Below are 12,282 nucleotides of genomic sequence, written 5' to 3'. Positions count from 1 at the left end.
GACACCAGGCCCCCGTAGCTCAGCAGGATAGAGCAGCCCTCTCCTAAAGGGCAGGTCGCAGGTTCGAATCCTGTCGAGGGCACGCTGATCATCCGACGACGAGTGGGGACACGACGATGACCGATCCGACGCAGAACCCGTACGCTCCGCCGCCCGCACCGGGCCCGGGCGTCCCGCCGGCCGCGTCGGTCCCGCCCGTTCCCCCGGCACCCACGGCCAGCCCGCTCGGCTACCAACCGCCGCCCGCGCCGCAGTACGCACCCCCGGTCGTGCCGCAGTACTCGACACCCCCGCAGCCGGTCCAGCCCCCGCAGCAGGTCGCCCCCTACGGCTATCCCGGACAGGCCCCCGCGCCCGCGGGGCGAAAGCAGACGTCACCGCAGACCAGCAGCATCATCTCGGTCGTCGCCGGAGCGGTCTCGATCATCGTCCTGCCCTGGATCGCCGGATTCATCGGCATCGGGATGGGCGTGTTCACCCTGCGCGCGCAGTCGACGGCACGTCGTCAGGGATTGGCCACGAACGGCGCCCACACGACGATGGCGATCATCGGGATCGTCCTCGGCTCGATCGGCATCCTCGCGAAGCTCACGCTCGACTACTTCCTCTGAGCCGCGTCGTCTGAGGCGCTTCTCTGCCGCGCGGGCTCAGGCCGCGAGCGCCAGGTACGGCTCCCACCGCGGGTCGCTGCGCTCGGTGCCGCGTACGGTCCACGCCGTGCCGTGCGGAGGGCGAGGGACGAACCGCAGCTCCCAGCGCATCTCCTGCGGCGTGCGATTGCTCTTCACGTTGTTGCAGCGCAGGCAGCAGGCGACGAGGTTCTCCCAAGAGTCGGCTCCGCCACGCGAACGCGGCATCACGTGATCGATGGTGGATGCCGCTTTGCCGCAGTAACCGCACCGGTGATTGTCGCGGCGCAGCACGCCGCGACGGGTGACCGGCACGCGTCTGCTGTTCGGCACGCGCACGTAGCGCGAGAGGATGATCACCGCCGGGCGGTCGTAGGCACCGCGGCTCCCCCAGACGGGGTCCCCTTCGATACGTTCGATCACGGAGGCCTTGTCGTTCATCACGAGCACCAGGGCTCGCTTGAACGACACGATCGCCAGGGGCTCGTAGCCCGCGTTCAGGACAAGTGTGCGCATTCGTCATCCTCTCGATCCGCCGGGACGGCTTCCCGGCACTCTCGACTCACACGACGTCGTGCTGGAGGAGGAACGATCGCAGGGACGAAAAAAGGCGCTGTCTAGAGACAGCGCCTTTTGCGCGCGGAGGAACCGCGGCGTCCCTGCGGGCAATGCCGGAGGACGTGACGACCGAGGGCATCCATGGTGCGGATACTCGGCTTCGTGTCCATCGGCTTCTCCCGTCAGTTCGACGACGGGTTCAGGCTAACCCATTGCAGAGGGTGCAGGGCGAAACAGCCGGTGAACGTTCGGGCGTGTTCCCCTCGCCCGAACGGTTTCGGAGAGGTCGGGGGGCGGGTCAGCGGGTGACAGGTCAGCCGGCGTTGGCGCCGAGCCAACCGATGGGCTCGACGAGTCCGCCGTTGACCCAGACCTCGAAGTGGAGGTGGTTGGCGGTCGAACGACCGGTGCTTCCGACGTAGCCGATGAGCTGGCCGGCTTCGACGGTCTGGCCCTGCTGCACCTGACGCGAGCCGTAGATCATGTGACCGTAGGTGGTCTGCACACGCTGGCCGCCGATGACACTGTCGAGCATGATGCAGACGCCGTATCCGCCGATGCTCTCGGCCGAGGCGCGCACGACGCCGGCAGCGGCCGCGTAGATCGGAGTGCCCGCGGGGGCGAGCATGTCGGCGCCGTTGTGACCGCCGCCGACCGTGCGGCTGACGTTCCACGAGCCGAGCGGAAGCGGGTAACGGACCTCGCCCGAGCCGGGCGCGACGAGAGCATAGCCCGCGGTGTTGAAGTTGGTGCTGGTGGAGGCAGCGGCGGCCTTGGCCGCCTCGGCGGCACGCGCAGCCGCGGCTTCCTCGGCCTTCTTCTTCTCGATCTCCTCCGGCGTGGTCGCCGTGAAGGTTCCGCGATCGAGGGGTGCTGCGGTGGCCTCGGACGCCACGACGAGCGACTGCGCGTCGACGGCGGCGAGCTGCTGCACGGTGGTGGCCGCCTCTGCCGGCTTGGTGGCGGCGTAGGCGGGGAGGGCGACGGCGGCGACGAGGGCACCGACTGCCGCGAAGATGGCCACCGAGCGGATCGGCTTCGCGATGGAGCGGGCGCCGGTCTTCCCGCCGGTACGGCGGGCGATAGTGCGGTCTTCAGATTTCTTCACGGGCAATTCGTTGTCTGCGACCAAAACATCCTCCAGCGCCTGCGCGCTCGGGTAGCGCTGGCTCGTCGGCACTCTGCTCTCGTGGCACGTGTGTATCTCGGGTACGTTGTGCGTTTCTCACCGCATCGACGACGAGCCTGGGAGGCAACCGACGCGGTTGATCGTCTGCGGGCTTCGCCGACGACTCGACCGAGGTTACCGGAAGATAACGATCATGTCACCCTGTGAACCTGGCAATCCTCGGAGAGCCAGTTCAGGAGCCATTTTCAGGCGGGTTCCCCCACGAGGAAGATGTGCGAGGCGAGCTCGACCGGAAGCTCGAGCCCGTCTTCCTTGCCCTCCATCTGGATGAGGACGTAGCCCTCGTTGAAGCGGAAGTCGCCGCGCGCACCGGGCATGACACCCGCATCGCGCAGCTGCTCGAGCAGTTCGGGGTCGACCTGCGCGGGCTCGGCGAGGCGCCGGACGGTGCCGTCGATCGGCTCACCCGCCGCGTTCAGCTTCTGCACGAGGCCGATGACGCCCTCGTCGAAAGTGCGCGCCGGGAGGTCGCCGAGCTGGTCGAGTCCGGGGATCGGGTTGCCGTAGGGCGACTCGGTCGGGTGCCCGAGGAGCTCGACGAGACGACGCTCGACCTGCTCGCTCATGACGTGCTCCCACCGGCAGGCCTCTTCGTGCACGAACGCCCAGTCGAGTCCGATCACATCGGAGAGGAGGCGCTCGGCGAGGCGGTGCTTGCGCATCACGTCGACGGCCTTGCGGCGGCCGGCGTCGGTGAGCTCGAGGGTGCGGTCCTCGGAGACGATCACGAGACCGTCGCGCTCCATCCGGCCGACGGTCTGTGAGACCGTGGGGCCCGAGTGGCCGAGGCGCTCGGAGATGCGCGCACGTAGCGGGACGATGTTCTCCTCCTCGAGTTCGAGGATGGTGCGGAGGTACATCTCCGTGGTGTCGATCAGATCCGTCATGTTCTGGCCCTCCGAGGTTCTTAGGCAAGCCTACATTCCCGCACGGACATCGGGCCCGCGCACGGTGAAACACGCCACGCGCGCCCCCGTAGAATCTACGCATGGCGATCGAGATTCCGCGTGACCTCCTGCCCGTCGACGGCCGTTTCGGCTGCGGACCCTCGAAGGTGCGCCCCGCGCAGCTCGAGGCTCTGGTGACCGCGGGAGCGTCGATCCTCGGCACCTCGCACCGCCAGGCGCCCGTGAAGAACCTCGTGGGCAGCGTGCGCGAGCAGCTCGCCGCGTTGTTCCGCGCCCCGGAGGGATACGAGATCCTGGTCGGCAACGGCGGATCCACGGCGTTCTGGGACGCGGCGGCCTTCGGTCTCATCGAGCGCCGCAGCCAGAACCTCGTCTTCGGTGAGTTCGGCGGCAAGTTCGCCGCCGCGGCAGGAGCTCCCTGGCTCGACGCCCCCGACGTGCGCAAGGCCGAGCCCGGATCGGCGACGACCGCACAGATCGTCGACGGCGTCGACGTCTACGCCTGGCCGCACAACGAGACCTCCACCGGCGTGGCCGTTCCCGTCGAGCGCGTCGCCTCCGAGGGGGCACTGACCGTCATCGACGCGACCAGCGCCGCGGGCGGCATCGACTTCGACGCCACGCAGGCCGACCTCTACTACTTCGCGCCGCAGAAGAACCTCGGGTCCGACGGCGGACTGTGGTTCGCCGTCGCCTCGCCGGCGGCGATCGAGCGGATCGAGCGGATCGCGGCATCCGATCGGTACATCCCGGAGTTCCTGAGCCTGAAGAACGCGCTCGACAACTCGCGCCTGAACCAGACGCTCAACACCCCGGCGCTGACGACCCTGCACCTGCTCGACAGCCAGCTGCGGTGGATCCTCGACAACGGCGGCCTGAGCTGGGCTGCCGCTCGCACCGCCGAGTCCTCGGGCGTGCTGTACGACTGGGCAGAGGCTTCCCAGGTCGCGACGCCCTTCGTCACGGAGGCGGCGCACCGCTCCCCCGTCGTCGTCACGATCGACTTCGACGACAGCATCGACGCGGCGGCGATCGCGAAGACGCTCCGCGCCAACGGGATCGTCGACACGGAGCCCTACCGCAAGCTCGGGCGCAATCAGCTGCGCGTCGCGACCTTCGTCTCCATCGAGCCGGACGACGTGCGCCAGCTCACCCGCGCGCTCGACTTCGTGCTCGCGAACACCGCGTCCTGAGGTGCGGGCGCGGGCACGGAGCCCGCGCCCCTCCCCGGATGCCGGGGAGGATCACTCCTCGTCGTCGGAGTCCTCGTCGTCGGAATCGTCGTCGTCGGAATCGTCATCCGATTCCTCGTCGGAGTCGTCCTCTTCCGAGTCGTCGTCATCCGCCTCGTCGTCGAGCTCGTCGATGTCGACGCCGTCGAGGTCGCCGGCGTGGAGGATGTCCGGCTCGTCGTCCTCGAGATCGTCCTCGTCGAGATCGTCGTCACCCTCGTCGTCCGCACCGTCGATCGCGGCGGCAGCATCGTCACCGGCGGCGGCCGCCTGTTCGGCGAGCTCGACCTGGTGCGCGCGGTAGTCGGCGAGGCGTTCGGCCCACGGCACCCAGTCGGGCGCGAGGAGCGCACCGTCACCGGGCAGCAGCTCGACCTCGAGCACCGTCGGGTCCTCGTCGTCGACCCGTGCGACCGTCACGATCCAGTACCAACCGGGGTAGCCGGCGAGCCGGTTCTCGAAGCGCAGCGAGACCGAGCCGTCCTCCTCGGGGAGGAAGCCGGCGGCGGGGCCGATGGTGTTGGCCGGAGTGATCTCGCGCAGCGCGGCGAGCGCGAGGTCGTGGGCATCGATGAGACGCGCGTCGGCGTCAGGCTTCGAGGTCATCAGCGACCTTGCGCAGGACGGCCGCGATCTTGCGACCGTGGGAGGAGGACGGGTAGCGGCCGCGACGCAGATCGCCGCCGATGCCGTCGAGCAGCTTCACGAGATCCTCGATGATGATCGCCATGTCGTCTGCCGACTTGCGCTTGGCCTTCGCGAGGCTGACGGGAGCCTCGAGCACGCGAACCGAAAGCGCCTGCAGACCGCGCTTACCGTCGGCGACGCCGAACTCGACGCGGGCGCCCGCCTTGACGGCGGTGCCGGCGGGCATCGCCGACGCATGCAGGAAGACGTCCTGGCCATCATCGGATGCGATGAAGCCGAAGCCCTTGTCTTCGTCGTAGAACCTGACCTTGCCGGTGGGCATGGGAGAACCTCGCTGAATCGGTGCAGAACAAGACAGCCGCGCACGTGCGCGACCCCCTCCAGCCTACCGGTCACCGGCCGCGAGATCTCGAGGGCCCGGGTGCGGGTAGTGTGAGACCGATGAGTACGCAGAACTCCCAGCCGGATGTTCCGATCCGCCGAGTGGATCGCATCCTGGCCTTCACGGCCCTCGGCATCGCCGCGGCGTCCGTCGTCTGCTTCTTCGCGATCATCATCGGAACCGCGCTCGGCATGGATCAGAAGGCGTTCGGCCACGGCGCTTGGCCCGTCATCGCCTTCATCCCCTATTGGGGCCTCCCCCTCGCCTTCGCGATGATCATCACGCTGCTGACCATGAGCTTCATCCGGAAGGGTCGCGCATCGCGACCCTGAGAGCGGCCTCGTCATGAGCACGCACGCACGACCGCTGGCCGATCGCCTGGCTGCGGCGGGCGACGACGACCTCATCCGGCTCTTCGCCGCGCGCGGCGTGCGCGCCGATCCCGGATGGCACGACTTCTTCGACGCCGCCGAGGCGCTGCTGGATCCGTCGTCCCTTGCCAAAGCGTTGCCCCGGCTCACCTCCGATGAGGCGGCGGCGCTGCTGCGTGCGCACGACGAGGGCGATGCCGGCACTCAGCGCGACGCCCTCGATGCCCTCGCACTGCTGGCTCCCGACGGCTCGACCTGGCCGGAGCTCGCCACGGCACTCGAGGGGCGTCCCATCCCCGTGCCGCTCGAAGCATCGCTGCGGCAGCCCTCCGAACCTGCGGCGGCGCATGCCGCCGAGCGCGCTTTCACCACGGTCGCCGTTCTCGCCGACCTGCTGATGATCACCCGCGATGCACCGTTCTCCCTCCTCGCGAGCGGCACGGTGAGCGCTGCCGAGAAGCGCCAGCTCGCCGACGCGGGGATCGCGGTCGAGTTGGTGGACGCGCTCGTGTCGATCGCGGTCGACGCCGGGCTCGCCACCGCGGCCGAGCGCCGTCTGCGCGTGACGGCAGACGGCGACGGCTGGCTGCGCTCCTCGGCATCCGATCGCTGGACGAGGCTCGCCACGTCGTTCCGCGACGCGCTCCCCCGTGGCGTGCGCACCCCGAACGGCGGATGGATCGCCACCGACAACTGGATCGACGCGCACCCCTGGGACCCCGCCTGGCCCGACCGCAGCCATGCGCTGCGGGAGACGGCCCGCCTGCTCGGACTCGTCGCCGAGAACGGCAGCGAGCCCGCGTGGGCGACGTCGCTGCGGGAAGGCGGCCCGGCAGACACCTCGGAGCTCACCGTGCTGCTCCCCGCGGAGGTCGATCGCATCTTCCTGCAGAACGACCTCACGGCGATCGCCCCCGGACCGCTCACTCCCGCGCTCGACGTGCGGCTGCGCACGATCGCCGCCCGCGAGTCCGCCGCGCAGGCCTCCTCGTACCGCTTCACCGCCGAGTCGATCGCGCACGCCTTCGTCGTCGGCGAGAGCGAGCAGGGCATCCTCGACTTCCTCGGCGGCATCTCGCTGACCGGTATCCCCCAGCCGCTCGCCTACCTCATCGCCCAGACCGCGCAGCGGCACGGGCTGGTGCGCGTCTCGACCGACGATGAGACCGGACGCACGCGCATCGAGAGCGACGACCGGAACCTCATCGACGCGATGGCCGTCGACCAGAGTCTGCGCCCCCTCGGCTTGACCGCGCACGTCGGGTCCCTCACCAGCAAGGTCGGTCGCGACACGGTCTACTGGGCGCTCACCGATGCCCGGTACCCGGCCACGCTGATCGGGGCCGACGGCGCGCCCCTCATCGGCGACCGGCATCCGCCGCGAACGGCATCCGGAGCGGCAGCGGCCGTCGTCGACTACGCCCCGCTGATCGCCCGCCTGCGCTCTCGACAGGGACCCGACGCGGATGCCGCCTGGCTCGACCGCGAACTCGATGCGGCCGTCCGCGCCCGTGCGGTGCTGCGCGTGACCGTCGGCATGCCCGACGGATCGAGCCGAGAACTCCTGCTCGAAGCGACCGGGCTCGGCGGCGGACGCCTGCGCGGTCGCGACCGAGCGGCCGACGTCGAGCGCACCCTGCCCGTGTCGAGCATCCTCAGCGCGACGATCGTCGCCCCGTAGGCGCCCCGTACAGCCGGGCGCGGGTAGGATTGTCTGCTATGTCTGATGGCCCCCTGATCGTCCAGAGCGATCGCACCGTGCTGCTCGAGGTCGCCCACGCGGATGCCGAGAGCGCGCGTCACGAACTCGCGATCTTCGCCGAGCTCGAGCGCGCCCCCGAGCACATCCACACGTATCGCATCACGCGCCTCGGACTGTGGAACGCGCGTGCCGCCGGGCACACCGCCGACGACATGCTCGAGACCCTCGACCGCTGGTCGCGCTTCCCCGTGCCTCCCTCGGTGGCCGTCGATCTCAAGGAGACGGTCAACCGTTACGGCCGTCTGGTGATCGAGCGCGACGACGAGGGCGTGCTGATCCTGCGCTCCTCCGACCCCGCCGTGCTGTCGCAGGTCGCGCACAACAAGCGCATCCAGCCGCTGCTGATCGGCCACCCGACCCCCGAGACCTTCGTCGTCGACGCCTGGGCCCGCGGCCAGATCAAGCAGGAGCTCCTCAAGATCGGCTGGCCGGCCGAGGACCTCGCCGGGTACACGCCGGGCACACCGCACGAGATCGACCTCGCCGAGAGTTCCTGGAAGATCCGCCCCTACCAGCAGGATGCCGTCGACGCCTTCGCCAAGGACGGCTCCGGGGTCGTGGTGCTCCCCTGCGGCGCGGGGAAGACGATCGTCGGCGCCGGCGCCATGGCGGCCACCAAGACGACCACGCTCATCCTCGTCACGAACACGGTGTCGGCACGCCAGTGGCGCGACGAACTGCTCAAGCGCACCAGCCTCACGCCCGAGGAGATCGGCGAGTACTCCGGCCAGTCCAAGGAGGTCAAGCCGGTCACGATCGCGACGTACCAGATCCTCACGGCCAAGCGGAAGGGCGAGTACGCGCACCTCGCGCTCCTCGACGCGCTCGACTGGGGTCTGATCGTGTACGACGAGGTCCACCTGCTGCCCGCGCCGGTGTTCAAGCTCACCGCCGACCTGCAGGCGCGACGCCGTATCGGGCTGACGGCCACGCTCGTGCGCGAGGACGGACGCGAGGGCGACGTCTTCAGCCTGATCGGTCCCAAGCGCTTCGACGCGCCGTGGAAGCAGATCGAGGCGCAGGGCTTCATCTCCCCCGCCGCCTGCTACGAGGTGCGCGTCGACCTGCCGCCGGACGACCGGCTCGAATACGCCGCCGCCACCGACGACGAACGTTACCGCCTCGCCGCCTCGGCGCCGGCGAAGATCAGCGCCGTGCGTGAGTTGATCGCGAAGCATCCGGGCGAGCGGATCCTCGTGATCGGCCAGTACCTCGACCAGCTCGAGACGCTGTCGCAGGCGCTGGATGCGCCGCAGATCACCGGTGCGACGCCGGTCGACGAGCGCGAGGAGCTGTACCGCCAGTTCCGCGAGGGCGAGATCGAGCTGCTCGTCGTGTCGAAGGTCGCGAACTTCTCGATCGACCTGCCCGAGGCATCCGTCGCCATCCAGGTGTCCGGATCGTTCGGATCGCGCCAGGAGGAGGCCCAGCGCCTCGGTCGCCTGCTGCGCCCGAAGCAGTCGGGTCACACGGCCAGCTTCTACACGCTGATCGCCCGCGACACGATCGACCAGGACTACGCGCAGAACCGTCAGCGGTTCCTCGCGGAGCAGGGCTACAGCTACACGATCCTCGACGCACACGACCTCGCCGCATCGTTCGCTGACCGCTGATCGACGGGGCGCACCGGCAGATAATCAGCCAGAGCATCGGCGGAGTCACCATAATGGGGTCATGACTGCTGCGCGCATCCTTGTCGTCGACGACGAGCCGAACATCCGTGACCTGCTCTCCACGGGCCTCAGCTTCGCGGGGTTCCAGGTGAAGACGGTCGCCAACGGCGCCGCCACCATCTCGGCCGTGCTCGAGGAGGAGCCCGACCTCATCATCCTCGACGTTATGCTGCCCGACATGAACGGCTTCAGCGTCACCAAGCGTCTGCGCGGCGCCGGGTTCACGGCCCCGATCCTCTTCCTCACGGCGAAGGACGGCACCGACGACAAGATCGAGGGTCTGAACGCCGGCGGAGACGACTACGTCACGAAGCCCTTCAGCCTCGACGAGATCGTGGCACGCGCCCAGGCCATCCTGCGCCGGACGATGCAGGCCGACGAGGAGTCGATCATCCGTGCCGGCGAGCTCGCGATGGATCAGGACACGCACGACGTGCACGTGGGCAAGGAGCCGATCGAGCTGAGCCCGACCGAGTTCAAGCTGCTCCGCTACCTCATGCTCAACCCGAACCGTGTGCTGTCGAAGGCCCAGATCCTCGACCACGTGTGGGAGTACGACTTCAACGGCGACGCGGGCATCGTCGAGAGCTACATCTCGTACCTGCGCCGCAAGATCGATCCGCACACCGAGGAATCCCTCATCCAGACCAAGCGCGGGTTCGGCTACATGCTCAAGGTCGGCAAGTCCGCCTGACCCGAGCCCGCTCGACCAGAACCACGCCGCACCGGGAGGACCGCATGGCGCACAAGCCGGATGCGGTCACCGCATGGTGGCGGCGGATAAGCCTGCGCGCCAAGGTCACGGGCGTCACCGTCGCGATCCTCGCGCTCGGGCTGCTCGTCGCCGGCGTGGGCACCGTCCCGGTGCTGCGCAATGCGCTCGTGCTGAACATCGATGCGCAGCTGCCCGCCCTGGTGTCGAGCAACCTCGCCGACCGCTACTTCGTGCTCGCCGACGACGGTGAGACGCTGACGCCCCGCGACACCCCGCGCGACTTCGCCGTCGCGATCTACAACGCGGATGGCGACCTGCTCGCGTCGTCCGGGGCGATGCCGCTCGAATCCGCCCCGCTCTTCCCCTCGTCGTACTCCCCGCAGGATGCCGCGGCGAACGAGGACGAGGTGACCGACCTCCTCGGCAAGGACGGCAGCGTCTACCGCAGCGCCGTCGCGATCATCCCCGCCGACGGGGGCGCCCTGCGCATCCAGCTCGTCGCGATGCCGCTCGACGAGGCCGACCGGATCATCTCGCAGTACTTCGGCATCTACATCACGATCGCCCTGATCACGATCCTGATCGCCGCCCTCGCCACGCGGGGGCTCGTCACCCTCACCTTCCGCCGTCTGGGCCAGGTGGAGGCGACGGCCATGTCGATCGCCGCGGGCGACTTCAGCCAGAGACTCACCGATCTGGAGCCGACGACCGAGGTCGGCCGGCTCAACACCGCGATCAACACCATGCTCGACCGCGTCGACCGTTCGCTGGCGCAGCGCGAGCGCACCGTGCGGCACATGCGCCGGTTCATCGGAGACGCGAGCCACGAGCTGCGCACGCCGCTGGTGAGCGTGCGCGGCTACGCCGAGCTGTATCGGATGGGCGCGATCCAGGGCGACGAGGACACCGCCCGCGCCATGGAGCGCATCGAGAAGGAGGCGATCCGGATGGGCGTGCTCGTCGAGGATCTCCTCGCCCTCGCCCGCCTCGACGAGGAGCGCGAGCCGGAGATCGCCGCGCTCGACCTGCGCCCGGTGGCGCGCGACGCCGCGCTCGACCTGCGCGCGGCCGCTCCGGGACGTGTGGTGACGGTCATCGACCGCACGGCGGAGACGAGCGACACCGCGAGCGTGCGCATCGCCTCGGTGCCCGCGCCGCCGCCTCCCCCTCGGGGACTCTCCCGTGCGGCGCTCTCGCGCCTGCGACGGCGCCCCCGCTCGACGCCGACGCCGACCGAGCAGATCCCCGCGATCGACTTCTCGGAGACCCCCGACACCCCGGTCCGCACACCCCCGATCGTGCTCGGCGAAGAGAACAAGGTGCGGCAGGTCGTCACGAACCTGCTCGGCAACGCACGCCGGTTCTCGCCCGAGGACGGCCCGATCGAGATCGTCGTCGACGCGAACCGAGTGAAGGGTACGGCGAGCATCGCGATCGTCGACCACGGCGAGGGCATCCCGCCGCAGATCCGCGAGCAGATCTTCGAGCGCTTCTGGCGCGCCGACACGTCGCGCGCACGGGAGACCGGCGGCTCGGGTCTGGGCCTGGCGATCGTCGCGTCGATCATGAAAGCGCTCAACGGCAACGTCGCCGTCTCGGAGACCCCGGGCGGCGGTGCCACGTTCACCGTGACCCTTCCTCTCGCGCCGTCGCGCGCGACCCCCGCGCACCTGCTCGAGGACACGCAGCCGCTCGAGCCACTCGATCTCTGACACGGCCGCGCCCGGCACACGCCCCGCCCGGCCCGGCACCCGCCCCGTCGCGCCCGACACTCGTCCTGCACGGACGGGCGATCGCGCAGGGTCTTCCGGGACGCCGTCGAGCACGCGCATCGCGGGGACGGACGGGCGGATGCTCGACCTAATCTCGGAACTCCCATCACGAAGGAGAATCCAGATGTCCGTCTTCACCGTCGACACCGAAGCAGTCCAGGCAGCGAACAGCGCCGCCCGCGCCACCATGGAGCGCCTGCAGTCCGAATCGACCACCCTCATGGCGCAGCTCACGCAGCTGCAGTCGTCGTGGGTGGGCAGCGCCTCGACCGCGTTCCAGGGGTGCGCGGAGCAGTGGCGCACCGCTGCCCTGCAGGTCGAGCAGGTGCTCGACTCGATCGGCACCTCGCTGGGCTCGGCCGCGATGCAGTACAGCGACGCCGACCAGTACTCCGCCAGCCTGTTCCGCTGACGTCCGTCGGCCGACACCCGTCGGCCGACAC

Annotated in this window: 13 protein-coding genes and 1 tRNA gene; 9 read left to right on the top strand and 5 right to left on the bottom strand. The window is 69.6% G+C overall.

Translation table 11 applies throughout. The features are described from left to right. The first annotated feature begins 8 nt into the window (after positions 1 to 8). Both ACIQTT_RS15360 and ACIQTT_RS15355 read left to right on the top strand, forming a co-directional pair. A tRNA-Arg gene (locus ACIQTT_RS15360) sits at positions 9 to 82 on the top strand. Between the two features lie 34 nt (positions 83 to 116). Further along, positions 117 to 611: a hypothetical protein gene (locus tag ACIQTT_RS15355; RefSeq protein ID WP_402791951.1), complete on the top strand. Its 495-nt coding sequence runs from the start codon at positions 117 to 119 to the stop codon at positions 609 to 611. Positions 612 to 647: 36 nt separating this feature from the next. On the opposite strand, the gene ACIQTT_RS15350 is transcribed toward ACIQTT_RS15355, so the two are convergent. The 3 genes from ACIQTT_RS15350 to ACIQTT_RS15340 all read right to left on the bottom strand — a co-directional run bounded on the left by ACIQTT_RS15350 (position 648) and on the right by ACIQTT_RS15340 (position 3,263). After that, positions 648 to 1,145 (bottom strand): HNH endonuclease, encoded by a 498-nt coding sequence (locus ACIQTT_RS15350; protein ID WP_247624977.1) that lies wholly within the window; start codon positions 1,143 to 1,145, stop codon positions 648 to 650. A gap of 355 nt (positions 1,146 to 1,500) precedes the next feature. Next, a complete protein-coding gene (locus ACIQTT_RS15345; protein WP_402791948.1) occupies positions 1,501 to 2,295 on the bottom strand; it encodes a M23 family metallopeptidase in 795 nt (264 codons plus the stop codon). Positions 2,296 to 2,561: 266 nt separating this feature from the next. After that, complete coding sequence (locus ACIQTT_RS15340; RefSeq protein ID WP_402791945.1) at positions 2,562 to 3,263, bottom strand: iron dependent repressor, metal binding and dimerization domain protein; 702 nt, start codon at positions 3,261 to 3,263, stop codon at positions 2,562 to 2,564. A gap of 101 nt (positions 3,264 to 3,364) precedes the next feature. On the opposite strand from ACIQTT_RS15340, the gene serC reads away from it, so the two are divergent. Continuing rightward, on the top strand, positions 3,365 to 4,477 hold the full coding sequence (gene serC / locus ACIQTT_RS15335; protein WP_402791943.1) for a phosphoserine transaminase: 1,113 nt from the start codon (positions 3,365 to 3,367) through the stop codon (positions 4,475 to 4,477). Positions 4,478 to 4,528: 51 nt separating this feature from the next. Here serC and ACIQTT_RS15330 read toward each other — a convergent pair whose 3' ends face one another. Beyond that, positions 4,529 to 5,122 (bottom strand): DUF3027 domain-containing protein, encoded by a 594-nt coding sequence (locus tag ACIQTT_RS15330; RefSeq protein ID WP_402791940.1) that lies wholly within the window; start codon positions 5,120 to 5,122, stop codon positions 4,529 to 4,531. Then, the gene (locus ACIQTT_RS15325) at positions 5,106 to 5,486 is read right to left on the bottom strand and encodes a cold-shock protein (protein ID WP_402791937.1); all 381 of its coding nucleotides are present in this window, start codon (positions 5,484 to 5,486) and stop codon (positions 5,106 to 5,108) included. The genes ACIQTT_RS15330 and ACIQTT_RS15325 overlap by 17 nt, the downstream gene beginning before the upstream one ends. A 119-nt stretch (positions 5,487 to 5,605) precedes the next feature. Between ACIQTT_RS15325 and ACIQTT_RS15320 the strand changes: the two genes are divergently transcribed. The 6 genes from ACIQTT_RS15320 (at position 5,606) to ACIQTT_RS15295 (ending at position 12,251) form a co-directional block, all read left to right on the top strand. Further along, positions 5,606 to 5,878, top strand: a complete 273-nt coding sequence (locus ACIQTT_RS15320) for a multidrug ABC transporter ATPase (RefSeq protein WP_402791934.1) — start codon at positions 5,606 to 5,608, stop codon at positions 5,876 to 5,878. Positions 5,879 to 5,891: 13 nt separating this feature from the next. Further along, positions 5,892 to 7,598: a helicase-associated domain-containing protein gene (locus tag ACIQTT_RS15315; RefSeq protein WP_402791931.1), complete on the top strand. Its 1,707-nt coding sequence runs from the start codon at positions 5,892 to 5,894 to the stop codon at positions 7,596 to 7,598. 38 nt (positions 7,599 to 7,636) lie between these two features. After that, positions 7,637 to 9,292, top strand: a complete 1,656-nt coding sequence (locus ACIQTT_RS15310) for a DNA repair helicase XPB (RefSeq protein WP_402791928.1) — start codon at positions 7,637 to 7,639, stop codon at positions 9,290 to 9,292. 61 nt (positions 9,293 to 9,353) lie between these two features. After that, positions 9,354 to 10,046, top strand: a complete 693-nt coding sequence (locus tag ACIQTT_RS15305) for a response regulator transcription factor (RefSeq protein ID WP_247624986.1) — start codon at positions 9,354 to 9,356, stop codon at positions 10,044 to 10,046. A gap of 44 nt (positions 10,047 to 10,090) precedes the next feature. Continuing rightward, complete coding sequence (locus ACIQTT_RS15300) at positions 10,091 to 11,779, top strand: sensor histidine kinase (protein ID WP_402791923.1); 1,689 nt, start codon at positions 10,091 to 10,093, stop codon at positions 11,777 to 11,779. A gap of 184 nt (positions 11,780 to 11,963) precedes the next feature. Then, positions 11,964 to 12,251, top strand: a complete 288-nt coding sequence (locus ACIQTT_RS15295; protein WP_247624988.1) for a WXG100 family type VII secretion target — start codon at positions 11,964 to 11,966, stop codon at positions 12,249 to 12,251. Positions 12,252 to 12,282 lie beyond the last annotated feature (31 nt).

Source organism: Microbacterium sp. NPDC090225, assembly GCF_044772365.1.
Taxonomy (GTDB): Bacteria; Actinomycetota; Actinomycetes; order Actinomycetales; family Microbacteriaceae; genus Microbacterium.
This window is presented reverse-complemented; position numbering and strand designations above follow the sequence as displayed.